This is a genomic window from Piscinibacter sp. HJYY11 (assembly GCF_016735515.1).
In the GTDB taxonomy this organism is placed as follows: Bacteria; Pseudomonadota; Gammaproteobacteria; order Burkholderiales; family Burkholderiaceae_C; genus Rhizobacter.
On the sequence record NZ_JAERQZ010000001.1, the window covers coordinates 2915282 to 2934337 of the forward strand.

Below are 19056 nucleotides of genomic sequence, written 5' to 3' on the forward strand. Positions count from 1 at the left end.
CCACCCACGGAGTCCACCATGCCTGAAACACTCATCAAGGTCGATCTCACCAAGCCCGCGCCCACCAACGAAGGCGTGCACAACCGCTGGCACCCCGACATCCCGATGGCCTGCTGGGTCAAGCCGGGCGACGACTTCGTGCTCGAGACCTACGACTGGACCGGCGGCTTCATCAAGAACAACGATTCCGCCGACGACGTGCGCGACATCGACCTCACCACCGTGCACTACCTCAGCGGCCCGGTCGGCGTGAAAGGTGCCGAGCCCGGCGACCTGCTGGTGGTGGACCTGCTCGACATCGGCGCCAAGGACGACAGCCTGTGGGGCTTCAATGGCTTCTTCTCGAAGAAGAACGGCGGCGGCTTCCTCACCGAGCACTTCCCGCAGGCACAGAAGTCGATCTGGGACTTCCACGGCATGTTCACCACCTCGCGCCATGTGCCGGGCGTGAAGTACGCCGGCCTCATCCACCCCGGCCTGATCGGCTGCCTGCCCGACCCGAAGATGCTGGAGATGTGGAACACGCGCGAGCAGGCGCTGATCGACTCCGACCCCGAGACTGGCGGCCTGGCCAACCCGCCCTTCGCCGGCACGGCGCACATGGGCAAGCTCAAGGGCGATGCGCTGACCAAGGCCGCGGCCACCGGCGCGCGCACCGTGCCGCCACGCGAGCACGGCGGCAACTGCGACATCAAGGATCTCTCACGCGGCTCGAAGATCTTCTTCCCGGTCTACGTCGACGGTGCGGGCCTGTCGGTGGGCGACCTGCACTTCAGCCAGGGCGACGGCGAGATCACCTTCTGCGGTGCGATCGAGATGGCCGGCTGGGTGCACATGAAGGTCAACCTGATCAAGGGCGGCATGGCCAAGTACGGCATCAAGAACCCGATCTTCAAGCCGAGCCCCATCACGCCGACCTACAACGACTACGTGATCTTCGAGGGCATCAGCGTCGACGAATCGGGCAAGCAGTACTACCTCGACGTGAACGTCGCCTACCGCCAGGCCTGCCTGAACGCGATCGAGTACCTGAAGAAGTTCGGCTACTCGGGCGCGCAGGCCTACAGCATCCTCGGCACGGCGCCGGTGCAGGGCCACATCAGCGGCGTGGTCGACGTGCCGAATGCGTGTGCCACGCTGTGGCTGCCGACGCAGATCTTCGACTTCGACATCAACCCGAACGCCGCCGGGCCGCAGAAGTTCATCGACGGCTCGATCCAGATGCCGCTCTCGCCCGACCTCGTCTAGGAGCGACGCGCATGCCGACCTACGACTACGCCTGCGCCGACTGCGGCGGCTTCGATGCGTTCCGCACGCTGGCGATGCGCAACGAGGCGGCCGCGTGCCCCGACTGCGGGGCACCGTCGCCACGCGTGTTCGCGAGCGCACCGCGGCTCGGCCTGATGGAGGGCAGCACCCGACGCGCGATGGAGACCAACGAGCGGGCGCGCCACGAGCCCAAGCGTTCGAGCGACTACGCGCGGCTCAAGCACCCGTCGGGCTGTGGCTGCTGCTCGACAGGGAACAAGAAGCGCGGCGCCACCGTCACCGCGCCCAACGGCGCCAAGGCCTTCCCGAGCAAGCGGCCCTGGATGATCAGCCACTGATCAGCGCAACGCCTCCTTGAGGAAGGCGGTGATGCGCCGGCCGGCGGCGGTCTGCCACGCGGCGCGGTCGAAGCCGTCCGGGTCTTCGGCCGGGTCGAGCCCGGGCGGGCCCAGGCGGCCGGTGCCGGTCTGGAAGATGGCGAAGTGGCCGGCACGTTCGTCGCGGAAACAGGTGGCCTTGGGCAAGGCCGCGCACAGCGCCTCGGCGTGGAAGCGTGGCACGAGGTTGTCGTCGCGGGCGCCGTATTGCACGAGCAGCGGCACGCGAATGCCGCCGAGCGACTCGGGCGCGAGGCCCATCACGAGCGGCGCATCGGCCACCACGGCGCGGATGCGCGGGTCGCGCCGGTCGACCGGCTCGCCCTGGCCGTCGGGCACCGGCGCCGGCTGGCTTTTGGTGAAGCCGCCCTGCAGGCACATCGTCGGGTCTTCGGCCAGGCCGCGCCCTTGCACGCTGCAATGCAGTGCCGCGCGCGAGGGCTGGGGCTTGGCACCGGCCAGGGCGAGCACGGTGTGGCCGCCGGCCGAGGTGCCGATGGCGGCGATGCGCCTGTCATCGATCAGCGGCGCCCATCGCTCGCTCTTGAGCAGCTGGTCGAGCACGCGGCTCAGGTGGCGCGGCCGCTCGGTGAAGTAAACGGGCCGCCCTTTCGCGCTCATGTCCTGGTAGTTCGAGCCCGGGTGGCGGATCGCCACCACCACGTGGCCCGCGGTCGCCAGGGTCTCGGCCAGCCAGGCGTGGCCGAGGTCGGTGCCGCCGTTGCCGTGCGAGATCAGCACCAGCGGGTGACGGCCCGGCCTGGGTGGGGCGCCGAGAGCGGCCTTGAGCGTGAAGGGGCCGAAGTGCTGGGTCTCGCTTTTCGCCGCGGTCGGGTACCAGACGATGCCGCCGACCTTGTCGGCCGGGCCGTCGGTGTGGGCGAGCGTCCAGCTTTCGCGTTGCAGGCCGACCTGGGCCAGGGCTGGGGCCGCACACGCGGCGCAGAGCGCGAGGCCCGCGAGGCGGGATGTGAATGTGGATCGCATGGCGGCCGTCCTCCTGATGTGGGTGTTGGGATGACGGGATTCTTCCCACACCAGGAGCGCCCGCGCAGGGGCCGTGTGACGAACGGCCCTGGGATGGCGCGAAACGCCGCCAGCGCGGCGCGAGCGGCGGCTCGCCGCGCGGCGACGCGCTCAGCGGGCGTTGCTGCGCGAGGGCTGCACAGATGACGGAGAAGGCGCACGGCCTCCCACGCCCAGCCACCAGCGCAGCTTGGGCGCCGCAGCCGATTGGCTCATGCGCCGCTCGGTGGCGGCGGTGGCCGTGGGCGTGCCGCGGTTGTAGAGCACCGACACGCCGGTTTGCACGACGTCGACGCGGCCGTCGCCGTTCACGTCGCCCACCGCGAGGCCGTGCGGGTTGGCGCTGCCATCCGTCCCGTCGAAGCGCTGCTCGGCCTGCAGCACGCCGTCGCTGCCTTGCAGGTACACGCCGACGCTGCCCCAGCCGTCGTGCGCCACGGCGGCATCGAGGCGGCCGTCCTGGTTGAGGTCGGCGATCTCGATCGCGCCGGGGTAGTCGAGGCTCGTGAGCGTGACGGGCGGGGCGAGCGTGCCGTCGCTGCGCTGGTAGAAGACCGACAGCGCGGCCGGTGCGGCACCGCCCCAGGTGACGGCGAGGTCGTGGCGGCCGTCGCCGTTGAGGTCGCCGATCGCCACGCCCCGTGCGGCCCAGCTCGTGTCCACGCCCAGGGCCAGCGGCGCGCCGTAGCGGCCATCGGCCTGCTGGTAGAGCACCGCCACCGAGCGGGCCGGGTCGCTGGTGTTGCCGACCACGATGTCGGGGCGGCCGTCGCCGTTGAGGTCGCCCACGTCGAGGTCGCCCGCGGTGTAGACGCTGCCGCCGCCGGCATCGGCCGGGTAGAAGGTGGGCAGCGAGATGCGGCTGCCGACCTGGTACCACACCGCCACCTGTCCGGTCTGGGCACTCATGCCCACGAGGTCGGCCAGGCCGTCGGCGTTGATGTCGGCCGCGCGGATGCGGTGCGACTCGGCATAGGGCAGCCAGTTGCCGCTGGCGAGCGTGCCGTCGGGCCGCTGGATGAAGATCTCGACGCCGCAGCCGCCCTGGGCGATGGCCACGTCCTTGCGGCCATCGCCATCGAGGTCGGCGATGGCGAGCGAGCTCGCCTTGCATTCGCTCCAGCTCGCGTTGGCATAGCGCACCGGATCGGCCAGCGTGCCGTCAGGACGTTGCAGGTAGACCACGAGCTTGAAGTCGTTGTCGGGGTCGAACGAGAAATAGGTGCTCATCACCACGTCGTCGAGCCCGTCGCCGTTGACGTCGCCCACCGCCACCGCTTCGGGGGCGAAATGCCGTCGCACGAGCGTGGGGTAGCCGAAGAGCCCGGGGTCGGTGCCGAAGGTCCAGGGCTGGGTCATCATCACCGGGTTGCCCCGCAGGTCGGTCATCGCCGGGTCGAACTGCACCAGGTAGCGCGTGGCACGCCGCAGCGGGGCCTGCGGGCGGATGGTGATGGTGCGCGGGTTGGTCAGCGTGACGACCGCCTCGACCTGCTGGCCCGCGGCGGCGTCGAACAGGCGCACGTTGCCGGGCACGGTGCGCGCGTCCAGCGCTTCGCTGAACTCGGCGCGCAGCACCGCATCGAGCGCCACGTCTTCCGCATCGCGCGCCGGCGTGAGCGACACGGCCGTCGGCGCCTCGGCTTCGACGTTGAACGCCCAGCTGCGCGGCCGCAGCGCATTGCCGGCGAGGTCGACCAGGCCTGCGCCCAGCCGCACGGTGTAGGTGCCGCTCGGCCAGGGCTCGTAAGGGCTGAAGGTGAGGCGGTTGCCGACCAGCGAGACGTAGCCGTACACCGTGTTGCCACTGGCGTCGGTGATGGTGATGCTGTCGGCCTGTAGCGCGTCGGCATCGAGCGGCTCGCTGAAGTCGACGTTCACGATGGTGCGGCTGCCCTGCAGGCTGCGCGGGGCCGGGTCCATCGCCGTCACGGTGGGGGCCACCGCATCGCTGCGCCGCCCGCCCACGCGGTAGGCCAGCAGGCTCTGCGTCGTGGTCTGCACCGCCTCGCCCTCGCGGTAGACCCCGCGGCTGCGGATCAGGCCCACGCCCGGCGCATACCAGTCGTCGAGCGTGGCCTGCAGCGTGCTGCGCGTGCCGGTGGACGACGCGACGAGCGTCTGCTCGATGCGCGTGCGCAGGTGCGCGGTGCGGGCGAAGAGCCCCGCCTCCACGCGCGTGAGCAGCTCGAAGGCCACCACCGTGACTTCGGAGCGCACGGTGAGCATGTCGGTACGGCCGTCGCCGTCGATGTCGACACCCGAATCGACGCTGCGGTCGGCCTGCACGAATCGCTGGCCGGGGATCAGCGGGAAGCGCATCACCTCCAGGGGCCCCAGCGCCTGCAGCACCGGGTTGGCGCCCGGCCCCGGCACCTGCCGCACGGCCTGGGCGTCGACGACGAAGTTCACCTGCTCGAACGGCGCGAAGCCCGGCACGTTGTGCGTGACGACGGTCGTGTCGAGCGCACCGATGCGCTCGCGGCCCGTCACCCTGAACTTGAGCTGGCCATCATCGGCCGTGCGGTAAACCCATTGGTCCTGGGTGCCGAGCGGGAAGTACTCGCTGCCACCGCGGCCGAGCAGCGTCTCGACGCCGAGGCTCGCGGATTCATCCGCTTCCGTGAGGGGCGGGTCCGGCTCGGCCTGAGCCCCCGTGCCGTCGTCACCGCCACCACCGCAGCCCGTCAACACACCCGCCAGCGCGAGCGCGACAACGGACACCAGAACACGCTGCACACGCCATGTGCCAGCCAAGCTAGACAAACCCATCACCACCTCGGAAGGCACCAGGTGGCAAAAATTTTGGCAGTCGCTTCTCTGCTGTGCGGAAGACCCTACCACCCCACTCTAGGGATGGCGGCACAGGCCAAGCAGGCACTCACCCCGCAGAGTGCAACGATACGTTTCGGATGGCCGAGGGTAATCGCGGAGATTCGCGCTGCGCGTCGTGCGTCAGGCCGCCGCCGGCGTCGCGTGCGCACCTTGCAGCATGGCGGCGAACACCGGTTGCCGCGCGGCGACCTCGGCCGCCGTGCCGGTGTCGACGATGCGGCCCTCGGCCATGAACACCACCCGGTCGAAGTGATGCAGCAGGCCCATGCGGTGCACCGCGGCGATCACGCAGGCGTGCGGGAAGGCCTCGCTCAGGCGCTCGTGCACGAGTTGCTCGGTCAGCGCATCGAGCGCACTCGTGGGCTCGTCGAGCAGCAGCACGCTGCTGCCGGTGGCCGCCAGCACGCCGCGCGCGAGGGCCACACGCTGGCGCTGCCCGCCGGAGAAGTTGCTGCCGCGCTCGGACATCGGCGTGTCCAGCCGCTGCGGCAGGTGGGCCATCACCATGTCGATCACGCTCACGTGCAGCGCGCGCTGCAGGTCGGTGTCGGGCGTGTCGGCGCCGAGCGTGATGTTGTCGCGCAGGCTCAGCTCGAAGACCTCGGCCTCCTGCGGGATCAGCGTCGCGAAGTCGGCGAGATGGCGGCGGCCGAGCTGCGCCACGCCATCGAGCGACACATGGCCTTGCTCGGCCGGATAGAGGCCCGCGAGCACGCGCAGCAGCGTGCTCTTGCCGCAGCCGCTTGCGCCGACGAGCGCGATGCGTTCGCCGCGCTGCAGGCTGAGCTGGATGTCGTGCAGGCCGCCACGCTCGCTGCTGGCATGGCGATAGCCGAGGCCGTGCAGGTCGATGCGCTGCCAGCCGTGGCTGGCCGGGGCGCGGGTGACCGCCGGCGTCTGCGGTGCCTCCCAGATCGGCCCGGCGCTTGCGAAATCGGTCTGCGTGCGGGCGAGCGTCTGGTAGTTCGAGGCCATCGCGCCCAGCACGTTGGCCGCCTGCTGTGCGTACTGGTAGATCATGAAGAGGCTGCCGATCAGGAGCGGCGCGCCGCCGGCCGCACCGTGCACCGACCAGGCATAGACCACCACCAGGCCCCAGCTCAACGAGACGGAGAGGATGTCGACCGCGCCCCACTTCCACTCGTTGAGCACGATGCTGCGGCGAAGCGGCTCGAAGACCGCGAGCAGCCGGCTGTCAAGCAGCGTGCGGGTGGCCTGCTGCAGGCGCAGGCTGGCGATCGAGCCGATGTTGCCGACGAAGTCGAGCATGCGTGCGGAGTAACCGCGGTGGGCATGGTTCTCGCGCGCGGCGAGCCGCATCAGCGCGCCATCGAAGCGCACGATCGCGATAGCGATCGCGACGAAGCCCACCAGCGCCATGCTGCCGGTCAGGGGCGAGAGCAGCGCGAGCGCCGTCAGCGGGCCGGCCACGTTGATGAAGTTCTGCAGGTAGATGAACTGGCTCTCGGTGAAGTTCGACAAGGCCGAGCTCGCCTGCCCGACCCGGTGCTGCAGGTCGCCCGAGTGATGGCGCTCGTGCCAGGTGAGCGGTGCGTGCGTGAGCCGCGCATACAGCGCATCGGCCACGCTGCGGCGTACGCGCAGCGCCACCGAGCGCTCGATCACGCGCGCCGGGCCATGGAAGACCCACACCGTGACCTGCAGGCCGAGGATGCCGGCGATCCACAGGCCCGCCCCCGACAGGCCGGCTGCGCCGGCGACCTGGATGCTGTTGATCGCCTGCGCCGCCATCCACGGCATCGCGAGCTTGAGCAGCTGCGAGCCGCCCAGCATCGCAAGTGCCGCGACCATGCGGGTGCGCACGCCGGCCGCATGGGCCCAGGCCTGGCGATAGAGCTGCACGAGGGGGGTGGGCGAGACGAGGACGGCTGCGGATGACATGCGGCAGAAAGATGCAGGAACGGCCACCGGAAGGCCGAGCCGCACACTGTAGGTGGCCGCCGTTTCAGCTCCCAGTCGGGGCGGCTCCACGCCGGATGTCGGAAGTTCCCTTACACGGCACGCTGGCGACGCCGCGGTGCCATCATCGGCCCATGCTCAAGACGCTCAAGGACCTCTTCGACAGCCTGTGCCCGCCCTCGGCGACAGACAGCCCCGCGGCGGCCGAACACGCGCTGCAGCTCGCCACCGCGGTGATGCTGGTGGAGGTGATGCGCGCCGACCCGAGCTTCCACGCCGGCGAGCGCGAGGCGGTGCTGGCCGGCCTGCGCGACAAGTTCGCCCTGGCCGACGACGAAGCGCAGCGCCTGACCGAGCTGGCCGAAGACGCGGCCCGGCGGGCCACCGACCTCTTCAGCTTCACCTCCCGCATCAACGAGCGCTTCGACATGCCGCAGAAGCTGCGCATGATCGAGCACATGTGGCGCGTGGCCTACGCCGACGGCCACCTGAGCGCGCACGAGCGCCACGTGCTGTGGCGCATCGCCGACCTGCTGCACGTGCCGCAGGGGGCCTACGTCAACGCACGCCTGCGCGCCGAGAAGGAAGCCGGCATCGGCTGACCGCGGCTCAGCGCCGCGCCTCCAGCGCCAGCAGGCGGCGCTGCAGGCCGTCGCAGCTGAGGTCGAAGCCCTGGGCCGGCGCGACGATGCCGTGCGAGGCCGACCACACCGCTTCGGCGCTCCATCCCGCACTGAGCGCGAGCGTGCGCAGCAGCGGCGCCGCGTCGCCGCCCACGGCCTTGTCGACCAGGCGCGGCAGGCGGCCGGCGTGCACATCGGAGCGCGCGGCGAGGGCAGCCAGTTGCAGTGCTTCGTCTTCGGCCTGCGGCTCGTCGCGCTCGCGGGCCTCGGCGGCCAGGGCCTGCCAGGGCACGGCGTTGTCGGGGTCGAGCCGCACCCATTGCGCGGTGCTCAGGAGGTTGCACGAGCCACCGTCGGGCCCGCGCCGGCCGCTGCAGGCCTCGAGCGCGATGGCGTAGATGAACGGGTCTCGCGATGCGGCGGCGAGCCGTGCGATCTGCTCGATGCGGCTCTTCACCTCGCGCCCGCGCAGGCGGGCGCCCATCCACAACGCGGCGGCACGCACCTGGTCGTCGTCGCTTGCGAGCATCAGCGCGTCCATCGCTTCGAGGGCCGAGCGGCGCACGTCGAGCGGGATGCGCTGCACCGGGTCGGGGTCGTCGGGCGGCAGCTGCACGTCGCCATAACCGCACACCTCGGTCTGGCCGAGCGGGCGGCGCTGCGGCTTCGGCGCCGGCGCGTGGATCACCGGCGGGCGGGTGTACGGCAGCCGCGGCGCGGAGGCCGCCGCCACCACCACGCGCTGCGCGGGCGCCACGTCGCCGATGGGAGGACCGGGCGGCGTCGATGGTTGCGCAAGCCACAGCCCTACCCCCACCGCACCGGCTGCGACCGGCGCGGCCCATCGGGCGTTGCGGCGTTGTCTCCGTTCATCCATGGCCTGGCCTCGTGGGGCGAGCCTGTGCCACAAGCGTTGCACAAGCGGCGGCCCCGCGCAACCGCGCCTCCGCCAGCAGGAAACGCCGAGCCTCGGCAGAATCGGCCCACCCTCAGCCACCCTCGTCGAGCCATGCCCACAGCCGAAGACTTCAATCGCCGCAGCGTGAACCACCTGCCCGGGCACCTGGGCATCGTCGTCACCCAGGCCGAGCCGTCGGAGTTCCGCGCCGAAATGCCGGTGGTGCAGAACCTGATGGCGCCCAACGGCTTCCTGCACGCCGGCAGCGTGGTCACGCTGGCCGACACGGCCGCCGGTTACGGCTGCGTGGCCAACCTGCCGGCCGGGGCCGTGGGCTTCACCACCATCGAGCTCAAGTCCAACCACCTCGGCACCGCGCGCGACGGCACGGTGGAAGTGGTCGCCAGGCCGGTGCACGTGGGCAAGACCACGCAGGTGTGGGACTCGGTCGTGACGCACCGGGAGACGGGCAAGACGATCGCGCTCTTCCGCTGCACGCAGATGGTTCTCTACGGCAAGGCATGAACGCGGCTGTCGTCACCCTGAGGCCATGCGGCGCGTGCTGAGCAACGTACTCCTCGTCGCGGTGCTGGTCTATGGTGCCGCGTGCGCGGCGCTGTTCTTCTTCCAGCGCTCGCTGCTGTACTTCCCGCAGCCGGCGCATGTGGCGACGCCGCTCGTGCCGGTCGAGGGGCGGGACGGTGTCGTCGCCAGCCACCGCGCGCTGCCGGGCGCGCAGGCCGTCGTGTATTTCGGCGGCAACGGCGAAGACGTGACGCAGAACCTGGCGCCGCTCGCGCAGGCCTTCCCGCAGCACGCGCTCTACCTGCTGCACTACCGCGGCTACGGCAGGAGCACCGGCAAGCCGACCGAGGCCGACATCGCCGCCGACGCGCTCGCCCTCTTCGACCAGGTGCGCCAGCAGCACCCGCAGGTGACAGTGATCGGCCGCAGCCTCGGCAGCGGCGTCGCCACGCGGCTCGCCAGCCAGCGGCCGGCGGCGCGCCTCGTGCTGATCACGCCCTACGACAGCATCGAAGACATCGCCGCGGCGCAGTTCCGCCTGTTCCCGGTGCGCTGGCTGCTGATCGACAAGTACGCCTCGTGGCGCTACGCCCCACAGGTGCAGGCCCCGACCACGGTGCTGATGGCCGAGCACGACGAGGTGATCCCTCGCAGCAGCACCGAGCAGCTGATGACGCGCTTCGCCGCCGGCCGCGCCACCCTGCACCTCGTGCCGGGCACCGGCCACAACGACATCTCCTTCGCCCCCGGCTACGACAGGCTGCTCGCCGCCCAACCCTGACGCCCACGCGGAACGTGGCTTGCCCGCCAGCCACGCCCTCCTCGGTGCAGGAGCGGCCAGGAGACCGCCATGACCGAGTCGCCCCTTCTCCGCGGCAGTGCTGCCCTGCTGCTCTTTGCCGCGAGCGCTGCCACCCAGGCCACGCTCATCACCTTCGACGAGCACCCCTACGTGCCCGGCCCGCCGGGGGACGAATATGCCTGGTACGCCGACCCGATCGGCAACCGCTACGACCACCTGGGCGTCGCGATCGGCGACGGCTACCTGCGCCCGCCCGAGAGCGACAGCACCTACACCCGCAGCCAGTTCGTGCTGGGCGGCCCGTCGTTCAGCATCCGCTTCACCGGCACGCTGCCCACCTACGTGAGCCTGTCCTTCACCTCGCCCTCACCGACGCTGCGCTCCACCGTCACCGCCAGCGGCCCGAGCTTCTCGGCGATGGCCGACACGGGCGGCTTCTACTGGGCGGGTGAAGAACTCGGCCTGGTCGAGACACCGTTCCACCAGAACACCGTCGCGAGCTTCCACTCCGCCACCGGCATCGCGCAGCTCGATTTCGACACCTTCGCCCTCTCGCGCAACATCGGCAAGATCGACAACCTCTATTTCGGCAACGTGCCCGCGGTGCCGGAGCCGGGCTCGCTCGCGCTGTGGGCCGCGGGGCTGGGCGTCTTGGGCGCCGTGGCGCGGCGTCAGGCGTCCAGGCGCTCGTAGCCGGCACTGCCCGGCGACACCACCGAGATGAAGCGCAGCGGCTGGCGGCCGTGGTTGAACACGCCGTGCACACAGCCGCGCGGCGCCACGACCACGTCGCCGGCATACACCTCGCGGGCAGTGCCGGCGTGGTCGAGCCGGTACTGGCCGGTGCCGCTGAGGATGGTCCAGGTGTCCTGCCCCGCCGGGTGCACGTGCGCCGGGATGCACTGGCCCGGCTCGACGTGCCACGCCACGATCACCGCATCGGGCGTCTCGACGACCACGGTGCGCAGCGGCTCGCCCTCGGGCGTGGGCTTGAAGTGCTCGGCGCTGGGGAAGATGCGGTCGGAGTGCATGGGCCGCTCATCGCAAGAAGCAGGCCGATGGGGATCGATCAGCCCAGCGTGTCGGCCCAGATGTTGCGCGCCCAGCCATCGGCGTAGGCCGCCTCGGCGTCGTTGCGCTGCGCCGAGACCCCGCCCGAGCCGGGCACCGGCTTGAAGGTGGCCTCGGCCGCCACGTACTCGTGCACGCTCGCCACGTGGATGGCGCTCGTGTCGCCCACGTAGCTGTAGCAGGTGTTGGTGAGCATGGGGCGCGGGTTCACCGGCTGGCCGCTCAACTGCGCCACGATGGCCGCCGCCGCCACCTTGGCATGCGCATTGGCCATGTGGCCGCTCTTGGGCATGCCGCCGGCGGCGAGCACCGCATCGCCGAGCACGTGCACGTCTTTCGCGGCCGTCGATTCGAGCGTGAGCCAGTCGACCTTGCACCAGCGGCCGGCATTCATGAGGCCGCTCTCGGCGGCGATGGTGTTGGCGCGCATGGGCGGCAGCAGGTTGAGCACGTCGGCGCGCACGTCGTCCTGCACTTCGATGCGGATGCGCTGGCCCTCCACGCCGATCACCTTGTGCAGCGGCCGGAACTCCACCATGCCCGGGTACAGCTCCGCCCAGGCTTTCTTGAACAGCGCGGGCTTGGAGGTGACGTCGGGATTGGCGTCGAGGATCAGCACCTTCGACTTCGGCTTCGCCCGCTGGAAGTAGGCCGCGATCACGCTCGCACGTTCGTAGGGGCCGGGCGGGCAGCGGTACGGCGACTCGGGCACCGAGATCGCACAGACACCTCCGTCGGGCATCGCCTTGAGCTGGCGGCGCAGCGCCACCGTCTCGGGGCCGGCCTTCCAGGCCTGCAGCACCTGGCCGCTCGTGTGCGCGGCGCGCAGGCCGGCGATCTCGTCGAACATCAGTTCGACCCCGGGCGACACCACCAGCTTGTCGTAGCGGATGCTCGCGCCGCCGGCGAGCGTGACGGTCTTCGCCGTGGTGTCGATGCGCGACGCGCTGTCGCGGACCCAGGCCACGCCGTGGCGCGAGACGAGCGTGTCGTACGGGCGCGTGATGTCGGCCAAGCTGCGCGTGCCGCGCAGCACCAGGTTCGACACCGGGCAGGAGACGAAGCTCGGTTGCGGCTCGACCAGCACCACGTCGATCTTCCGGTCGGACAGCAGCCGCACATAGCGCGCCGCCGTCGCACCGCCATAGCCACCGCCGACCACCACCACCTGCGCCCGCGCCGGCACGACGGCGGTGGTGCCACAGGCCGCGAGCACCAGGCCCGCACCACCGCCGAGCAGGAGGCCGCGCCGCTTCATGGCGCCACTCTCGGCAGCGAGGCGAAGTACGCCGACAGCTGCTCGATCTGCTCGGGCGTGTAGCCCTTCGCGATCTGGTGCATCACCGTGGCCGGGCGCGTGCCGTCGCGGAAGGCGATGAGCTGCGCCTGCAGGTACTGGCGGTCAAGCCCGCGCAGGCTCACCATGCCGGCGCCGTCGACGGCGCGGCCGTCGGTGCCGTGGCAGGCGGCGCAGGTGGCGGCGAGCGAGCGCAGCGCCAGGTCCCCCGCCGGCTGGGCGCTGGCGCTCATCGCGGCCAGCAGGCCGGCCACGGCCTCGGCCAGGCCCATGGGTCTCGTCATCGCGGGTCTCCTCTTCTGTGGCGCCGCATGATGGCCGCCCGCTGTCATCCCTCAGTCTCATCATGGTTTTAGCCTTGCCGCATGCTCGCCAGCCTCATGACCACGGCAGCAGCCGGCAAGGAGACGACCCGATGGCCACCCTTCACGTCAACGGCAAAACCCGCAACGTCAAGGCCGAACCCGAGACACCGCTGCTGTGGGTGTTGCGCGAGCAGCTCGGGCTGACCGGCACCAAATATGGCTGCGGCGTCGCCGCCTGCGGCGCCTGCACGGTGCACATCGACGGCCAGCCCACGCGCAGCTGCGTGCGGCCGGTGTCCAGCGTGTCGGCGAAGGAAAAGATCGTCACCATCGAAGGCCTCTCGGCCAAGGGCGACCACCCGGTGCAGAAGGCCTGGCAGGCGATGGACGTGCCGCAGTGCGGCTACTGCCAGTCCGGAATGATCATGGCCGCCGCGGCGCTGCTGAAGAGCAAGCCGAACCCGACCGATGCCGACATCGACGCGGCGATGACCAACATCTGCCGCTGCGGCACCTACAACCGCGTGCGCGCCGCCATCAAGGCCGCGGCGCAGGGCGGCGACATGAAGAAGCTGGCCGTCAACATCCAGCACATCGTCGAGGAAGGGAGCAAGGCATGAGCACCGCAACGCTTTCTCGTCGTTCGTTCATCGGCGCTTCGACCGGGCTCGTCGTCGGCTTCCACATCCCGTTCGCCAGCGCGGCGACGACGCCGGCCGCGTCGACCACGCCCGAGATCAACGCCTGGGTCGTGGTGAAGCCCGACGACACGGTGGTCATCCGCATCGCCCGCTCCGAGATGGGCCAGGGCACGCTGACGGGCCTGGCGCAACTCGTGGCCGAAGAGCTCGACGCCAACTGGGCCAAGGTCACGACCGAGTACCCGACGCCGGGGCAGAACCTCGCGCGCAAGCGCGCCTGGGGCAATTTCTCGACCGGCGGCAGCCGCGGCATCCGCGAATCGCACGACTACGTCCGCAAGGGTGGTGCCACTGCGCGCGTGATGCTGGTGCAGGCCGCGGCCGATCGGTGGAAGGTGCCGGCAAGCGAGTGCACGGCGGCCAACAGCGTGGTCACGCACACGCCGAGCGGCCGCACGCTCAGCTACGGCAAGGTCGCACTGGCCGCCGCACAACTCACGCCGCCCGCCGACGTGAAGCTCAAGGACCCGAAGGACTGGAAGCTCGTCGGCAAGCCGCTGGCCCGCCTCGACACGCGGGACAAGACCACCGGCGCGCAGGTCTACGGCAGCGACCTGAAGCTGCCCGGCATGCTCAACGCCGCCATCAAGGACTGCCCCGTCTTCGGCGGCAAGGTGAAGAGCATCGACGAAGCGGCCATCGCCAAGCGCCCCGGCGTGAAGAAGGTAGTGCGCGTGGGCGACAGCGCGGTGGCGGTCGTCGCCGACACCTGGTGGCACGCCAAGAGCGCGCTCGACGCCCTGCCCATCGAGTGGGACGAAGGGCCGCATGCCAAGGTCTCGAGCGCCGACATCGCCGCCTCGCTGAAGGAAGGGCTCGACGCACCGCAGGCCGCGGTGGGCAACAGCAACGGCGACGCGAAGGCGGCGCTCGCGAGCAGCACGCGCGTGATCGAGGCGGTGTACTCCTACCCGTTCCAGAACCACGCGACGATGGAGACGATGAACGCGACGGTGAAATACACACCGGAGCGCTGCGAGGTCTGGACCCCCACGCAGAACGGCGAGGCCGCACTCGCCGCCGCCAGCGAAGCCTCGGGCCTGCCGGCGGAGAAATGCGAGGTCTACAAGCTGCTGCTCGGCGGCGGTTTCGGCCGGCGCGGCGCGGTGCACGACTGGGTGCGCCAGGCGGTGGCCATCGCGAAGGAGCTGCCCGGCACGCCCGTCAAGCTGATCTGGTCGCGCGAGGAAGACATGACGCACGGCCGCTACCACCCCGTCACGCAGTGCAAGCTGCGCGCCGGGCTCGACGCCGACGGCAAGCTCAACGCGCTGCACATGCGCATCTCGGGCCAGTCCATCCTTGCGGGCGTGTTCCCGCAGATGGTCCGCGAGGGCAAGGACCCGGTCGTGTTCCAGGGCCTGAACCCACCCGGCCCCGAAGCGTCGATCGGCTACAGCGTGCCGCACCTGCTGGTCGACCATGCGATGCGCAACCCGCACGTGCCGCCCGGCTTCTGGCGCGGGGTGAACCTGAACCAGAACACGATCTACCTCGAGTGCTTCCTCGATGAGCTCGCGCATGCGACGAAGACCGACCCGCTCGCCTTCCGCCGCGCAATGATGGCCAACCACCCGAAGCACCTGGCCGTGCTCAACGCCGCGGCCGAGAAGGCCGGCTGGGGCACGCCCGCACCCGCCGGCGTGTACCGCGGCCTCGCGCAGACCATGGGCTTCGGCAGCTACGTGGCGGCCTGCGCCGAGGTCTCGGTGAGCGACGACGGCAAGCTCAAGATCCACCGCATCGTGGCCGCCACCGACCCGGGCCATGCGGTGAACCCGCAGCAGATCGCAGCCCAGGTGGAAGGCTCGTTCGTCTACGGCCTCTCGGCCGCGCTCTTTGGCGAGTGCACGGTGAAGGACGGCCGCATCGAGCAGGACAACTTCAGCACCTACCCCGTGGTGCAGATGGAGCACATGCCGCAGGTCGAGACCATCGTCATGCCCTCGGGCGGCTTCTGGGGTGGTGTGGGCGAGCCCACCATCGCGGTGGCGGCGCCGGCGGTGCTGAACGCGATCTTCGCGGCGACCGGCAAGCGCATCCGCGATCTGCCGCTGCGGCACCACAGCCTCAAGAAGGCTTGATGCGGCGGCTGGCGGCGGTGTGCAGCCTGATGCTGGCGGCGTGCGCGACGCCGCCGGGCGACACGCTGCCGCCGCTCACCACCGCGCCGGGCGATGCGGCGCGCGGCCGCGCCATCGCGGCGAGCCGGCAGGCGGGGCTGTGCCTGCTGTGCCACACCGCGCCGATTCCCGAAGACCGCTTCCAGGGCAACCTCGCGCCCGACCTTGCCGGCGTCGGCAGCCGCTACAGCGCCGGGCAGCTGCGCGCTCGGGTGGTCGACGCACGGCGCTTCAATCCCGAGACCATCATGCCGGCCTACCACCGAAGCGACGGCCTGACACGCGTGGCCCCGGCGCTGCGCGGCAAGACCTTGCTGACGGCGCAGGAGGTGGAAGACGTGGTGGCCTGGCTCGTCACGCTGAAGTAGGGTGGCACGCATGAAGCGCCGTGAAGTTCTGCTGTCCCTGGGTGCCGTGGTGGTGCTGCCCGCACACGCCACCTCGTCCGAGATGGAGGCCGCCATCCGCGGCTATGCCGACGGCAAGCCGGTGACACGCGGCAAGGTCAAGCTCGAGGTGCCGCCGCTGGTGGAGAACGGCAACGCCGTGCCCCTCACCGTCACCGTCGACAGCCCGATGACCGCCGCCGCGCACGTGACCGGCATCGCCGTCTTCAACGACCGCAACCCGCAGCGCGACGTGGTGCGCTTCACGCTCACGCCGCGCTCGGGCCGCGCGCAGGTGTCGTCGCGCATCCGCCTGGCCACCTCGCAGCAGCTCGTCGCGGTGGCGCGCTTCAGCGACGGCACCTACTGGTCGGACGCGGTCGACGTGCTGGTCACGCTGGCCGCCTGCCTGGAGTGAATGCGCGATGGCCCGCACGCTGATCACCGCCCCCACCACCGCCCGCAAAGGCGAGGTCATCGAGCTGCGCACGCTGATCGCGCACGTGATGGAAACCGGCTTCCGCCCCGATGCCAACGGCAGCACCAAGCCGCGCGACCTCATCACCCACTTCAGCTGCCGCTACAACGGCGAGCTCGTCTTCAGCGCCGAGCTGTACCCCGCCGTCGCCGCCAACCCGTACATCGTCTTCACCACCGTCGCCACCGAGAGCGGCACGCTCAGCTTCGAATGGACGGGCGACAACGGCTTCCAGCAAAGCGAGCGTGTGAACATCACCGTCACATGAGGCTCGCCGCGCTGCTCTTTGCCTTCATCGCCACGGCGGTCTGCGCGCAGGACACGCGCCGCTCCGGCTTCGAGGACATGAGCCGCGAGACGCAGGCCATGCAGCGCGACGACCTGCAGAACCCCGGCATGCTGTGGGTGCAGGAGGGCGCGGCCCTCTGGGCCAGGCCGCCCTCGAGCGAGCGCCAGGCCTGCAGCGGCTGCCACACCGCCGCCTCGATGCAGGGCGTGGCCGCGCGCTACCCCGCCTTCGACGCGGTGCTGCAGCGCCCGGTGAATCTCCCGCAACGCATCAACCTCTGCCGCGAGCGGCAACAGAAGACCCCCCCGCTCGCCTACGAAAGCAACGCGTTGCTGGCGCTCGAGAGCTTCGTCGCCCACCAGTCGCGCGGCCTGCCCGTGGCACCCCCCGACGACGCGCGCCTCCAGCCGCACCGCGAACGCGGCGAGGCGATGTACCGGCAACGCCTGGGCCAGCTCGACCTCTCGTGCGCCCAGTGCCACGACCAGCGCGCCGGCCTGCGCCTGGGCGGCAACCGCATCCCGCAAGGCCATGCCAACGGCTACCCGCTGTACCGCCTGGAGTGGCAGTCGCTCGGCTCGCTGCAGCGCCGCCTGCGCAACTGCCTCACCGGCGTGCGCGCCGAGCCCTACCCCTACGGCGACATGGCGCTGGTCGAGCTGGAGCTGTACCTCGCGACACGCGGCCGCGGCATGACGATCGAGACGCCCGCTGTCAGGCCCTGACAGCCTTCCACTCACAGGAGCCCCGCATGATCGACCACATGGGTTTCGGCGCCAGCGACTACGACGCCAGCATGAAGTTCTTCACCGCGGCCCTCGCACCGCTCGGCTACAAGGTGGTGATGGAAGGCCCGCCCGGCGCGGGCGCGGGGATCGGCACCGCGCACGCGCCGGTGCTGTGGATCCACCCGACCCAGGCGACCCCCGCGCCGCTGCACATCGCGCTGCGGGCCGAGACACGCGCCGAGGTCGATGCCTTCCACCGAGCCGCGCTTGCCGCCGGAGGCCAGGACAACGGCGCGCCCGGCCTGCGCCCGCACTACCACCCTGACTATTACGGCGCATTCGTCATCGGCCCCGACGGGCACAACGTCGAAGCCGTCTGCCACAAGCCGGCCTGACCCGCCGCCTGCAGGGGCGTGCGGGCTCTGCCACACTCGCCGCTCCCTTTCTCTGTCACCCACCATGCCTGCGATCTGGAAACAACCGGCCTCGGTCGAGCGCCTCACCGCGATCAGCGTCAACACCGCGTCCGAGCACCTCGGCATCGAGTTCATCGAGGTCGGTGACGACTACCTGACGGCCCGCATGCCGGTGGACCATCGCACCCGGCAGCCGGCCGGCATCCTGCACGGCGGTGTGTCGGTGGTGTTGGCCGAGACGCTGGGTTCCTGCGGCGCCGCCTGCGCCGCGCCCCCGGGCCACCGTGTGGTCGGGCTCGACATCAACGCCAACCACCTCCGCCCCGTGACCGGTGGCTGGGTCACCGGCACCGCCCGGCCGGTGCACATCGGCCGCACCACGCAGGTGTGGCAGATCGAGATCAAGAACGAAGAAGGCAAGCTCACCTGCCTGTCGCGCATCACGATGGCAGTGCTGATCCCGGATGATGCAAAAGGACCCGCACCATGAGCGCATCGACCCTCCTGCACTCGCTCTTTCGCGAGAAGGCCTGGATCAACGAGCAGTTCTTCGCGCAACTCGGCCAGCTCGACGACACGCGCCAGCACACCGCGCTGCGCACCTTGAACCACATCCACACCGTCGACCGCATCTTCCGCGGCCACCTGCGCGGCGAGCCGCATGGGCTCAGCAGCACCAACACGCCCGAGACGCCCACCGTCGCGCAGCTGCGCGATGCGGTGGCCGAGGTCGACCGCTGGTACGTGGACTACACGCGAGAGCTGACACCGGCGCAGCTCGACGAGCGCCTGGCCTTCACCTTCACCGACGGCGACCAGGGCCTGATGTCGCGCGAGGAGATCCTCGCCCACGTCATCACCCACGGCACCTACCACCGCGGCGAAGTGGGCCGGCTGATGAAGGACGCCTCGCTCACGCCGCCGCGCGACCTCTTCACCCGTTTCCTCCACCAGGCCGAGCCTGCACGGCGCGGCTGATCTTCAGCC

The 19056-nt window shown here is 70.8% G+C and carries 22 protein-coding genes; 15 read left to right on the forward strand and 7 right to left on the reverse strand.

Annotated features, from left to right (window positions below; translation table 11 throughout):
• Positions 1 to 18: 18 nt before the first annotated feature.
• Together fmdA and JI745_RS13495 are read left to right on the forward strand one after the other, a co-directional pair.
• A complete protein-coding gene (gene fmdA / locus JI745_RS13490; protein ID WP_201807491.1) occupies positions 19 to 1248 on the forward strand; it encodes a formamidase in 1230 nt (409 codons plus the stop codon).
• Positions 1249 to 1259: 11 nt separating this feature from the next.
• The gene (locus tag JI745_RS13495; protein WP_201807493.1) at positions 1260 to 1607 is read left to right on the forward strand and encodes a zinc ribbon domain-containing protein; all 348 of its coding nucleotides are present in this window, start codon (positions 1260 to 1262) and stop codon (positions 1605 to 1607) included.
• Here JI745_RS13495 and JI745_RS13500 read toward each other — a convergent pair whose 3' ends face one another.
• The 3 genes from JI745_RS13500 to JI745_RS13510 form a co-directional block, all read right to left on the reverse strand.
• Positions 1608 to 2633 (reverse strand): hypothetical protein, encoded by a 1026-nt coding sequence (locus JI745_RS13500; RefSeq protein ID WP_201807496.1) that lies wholly within the window; start codon positions 2631 to 2633, stop codon positions 1608 to 1610.
• Positions 2634 to 2783: 150 nt separating this feature from the next.
• Positions 2784 to 5396: an FG-GAP-like repeat-containing protein gene (locus JI745_RS13505; protein WP_201807499.1), complete on the reverse strand. Its 2613-nt coding sequence runs from the start codon at positions 5394 to 5396 to the stop codon at positions 2784 to 2786.
• A 231-nt stretch (positions 5397 to 5627) separates the two neighbouring features.
• Positions 5628 to 7409 carry an ABC transporter ATP-binding protein gene (locus JI745_RS13510; RefSeq protein WP_201807502.1) on the reverse strand — a complete coding sequence of 594 codons (1782 nt, stop codon included), beginning with the start codon at positions 7407 to 7409 and terminating at the stop codon, positions 5628 to 5630.
• Positions 7410 to 7561: 152 nt separating this feature from the next.
• Between JI745_RS13510 and JI745_RS13515 the strand changes: the two genes are divergently transcribed.
• Positions 7562 to 8029 carry a TerB family tellurite resistance protein gene (locus JI745_RS13515; protein ID WP_201807505.1) on the forward strand — a complete coding sequence of 156 codons (468 nt, stop codon included), beginning with the start codon at positions 7562 to 7564 and terminating at the stop codon, positions 8027 to 8029.
• Positions 8030 to 8036: 7 nt separating this feature from the next.
• Here the strand turns inward: JI745_RS13515 and JI745_RS13520 are convergent, their stop codons facing one another.
• Positions 8037 to 8927 carry a hypothetical protein gene (locus JI745_RS13520; RefSeq protein ID WP_201807508.1) on the reverse strand — a complete coding sequence of 297 codons (891 nt, stop codon included), beginning with the start codon at positions 8925 to 8927 and terminating at the stop codon, positions 8037 to 8039.
• A gap of 132 nt (positions 8928 to 9059) precedes the next feature.
• Between JI745_RS13520 and JI745_RS13525 the strand changes: the two genes are divergently transcribed.
• The 3 genes from JI745_RS13525 (at position 9060) to JI745_RS13535 (ending at position 10968) form a co-directional block, all read left to right on the forward strand.
• Positions 9060 to 9473: a PaaI family thioesterase gene (locus JI745_RS13525; RefSeq protein WP_201807511.1), complete on the forward strand. Its 414-nt coding sequence runs from the start codon at positions 9060 to 9062 to the stop codon at positions 9471 to 9473.
• Between the two features lie 25 nt (positions 9474 to 9498).
• Entirely contained in the window at positions 9499 to 10254 is a 756-nt protein-coding gene (locus tag JI745_RS13530) for an alpha/beta hydrolase (protein ID WP_201807514.1), read from the forward strand.
• A gap of 69 nt (positions 10255 to 10323) precedes the next feature.
• Positions 10324 to 10968, forward strand: a complete 645-nt coding sequence (locus tag JI745_RS13535; protein WP_201807517.1) for a PEP-CTERM sorting domain-containing protein — start codon at positions 10324 to 10326, stop codon at positions 10966 to 10968.
• Here the strand turns inward: JI745_RS13535 and JI745_RS13540 are convergent.
• Genes JI745_RS13540 through JI745_RS13550 form a run of 3 tightly spaced genes read right to left on the reverse strand, consistent with a single transcriptional unit; the run spans position 10947 to position 12927 of the window.
• Positions 10947 to 11306: a cupin domain-containing protein gene (locus tag JI745_RS13540; protein WP_201807519.1), complete on the reverse strand. Its 360-nt coding sequence runs from the start codon at positions 11304 to 11306 to the stop codon at positions 10947 to 10949. The genes JI745_RS13535 and JI745_RS13540 overlap by 22 nt on opposite strands.
• Positions 11307 to 11344: 38 nt before the next feature.
• Positions 11345 to 12604 carry an NAD(P)/FAD-dependent oxidoreductase gene (locus tag JI745_RS13545; protein WP_201807522.1) on the reverse strand — a complete coding sequence of 420 codons (1260 nt, stop codon included), beginning with the start codon at positions 12602 to 12604 and terminating at the stop codon, positions 11345 to 11347.
• A complete protein-coding gene (locus JI745_RS13550; RefSeq protein ID WP_201807525.1) occupies positions 12601 to 12927 on the reverse strand; it encodes a c-type cytochrome in 327 nt (108 codons plus the stop codon). Before JI745_RS13550 ends, JI745_RS13545 begins: the two co-directional genes overlap by 4 nt.
• Positions 12928 to 13058: 131 nt before the next feature.
• Here JI745_RS13550 and JI745_RS13555 point away from each other — a divergent pair, with 131 nt between their 5' ends.
• From JI745_RS13555 to JI745_RS13595, 9 genes are all read left to right on the forward strand, one after another.
• Complete coding sequence (locus JI745_RS13555) at positions 13059 to 13568, forward strand: (2Fe-2S)-binding protein (protein ID WP_201807537.1); 510 nt, start codon at positions 13059 to 13061, stop codon at positions 13566 to 13568.
• Positions 13565 to 15733 (forward strand): xanthine dehydrogenase family protein molybdopterin-binding subunit, encoded by a 2169-nt coding sequence (locus tag JI745_RS13560; RefSeq protein ID WP_201807540.1) that lies wholly within the window; start codon positions 13565 to 13567, stop codon positions 15731 to 15733. The genes JI745_RS13555 and JI745_RS13560 overlap by 4 nt, the downstream gene beginning before the upstream one ends.
• Positions 15733 to 16140: a sulfur oxidation c-type cytochrome SoxX gene (gene soxX / locus JI745_RS13565; protein WP_201807550.1), complete on the forward strand. Its 408-nt coding sequence runs from the start codon at positions 15733 to 15735 to the stop codon at positions 16138 to 16140. The genes JI745_RS13560 and soxX overlap by 1 nt, the downstream gene beginning before the upstream one ends.
• 10 nt (positions 16141 to 16150) lie before the next feature.
• Positions 16151 to 16576 (forward strand): SoxY-related AACIE arm protein, encoded by a 426-nt coding sequence (locus tag JI745_RS13570; RefSeq protein ID WP_201807553.1) that lies wholly within the window; start codon positions 16151 to 16153, stop codon positions 16574 to 16576.
• A 7-nt stretch (positions 16577 to 16583) separates the two neighbouring features.
• The gene (soxZ, locus tag JI745_RS13575; RefSeq protein ID WP_201807555.1) at positions 16584 to 16904 is read left to right on the forward strand and encodes a thiosulfate oxidation carrier complex protein SoxZ; all 321 of its coding nucleotides are present in this window, start codon (positions 16584 to 16586) and stop codon (positions 16902 to 16904) included.
• On the forward strand, positions 16901 to 17650 hold the full coding sequence (gene soxA, locus JI745_RS13580) for a sulfur oxidation c-type cytochrome SoxA (protein WP_201807558.1): 750 nt from the start codon (positions 16901 to 16903) through the stop codon (positions 17648 to 17650). Before soxZ ends, soxA begins: the two co-directional genes overlap by 4 nt.
• A gap of 26 nt (positions 17651 to 17676) precedes the next feature.
• Positions 17677 to 18048, forward strand: coding sequence for a VOC family protein (locus JI745_RS13585; RefSeq protein ID WP_201807561.1), 372 nt, complete (start codon positions 17677 to 17679; stop codon positions 18046 to 18048).
• A 64-nt stretch (positions 18049 to 18112) separates the two neighbouring features.
• On the forward strand, positions 18113 to 18559 hold the full coding sequence (locus JI745_RS13590) for a hotdog fold thioesterase (RefSeq protein WP_201807563.1): 447 nt from the start codon (positions 18113 to 18115) through the stop codon (positions 18557 to 18559).
• Positions 18556 to 19047, forward strand: coding sequence for a DinB family protein (locus JI745_RS13595; protein WP_201807565.1), 492 nt, complete (start codon positions 18556 to 18558; stop codon positions 19045 to 19047). Before JI745_RS13590 ends, JI745_RS13595 begins: the two co-directional genes overlap by 4 nt.
• Positions 19048 to 19056: the final 9 nt, after the last annotated feature.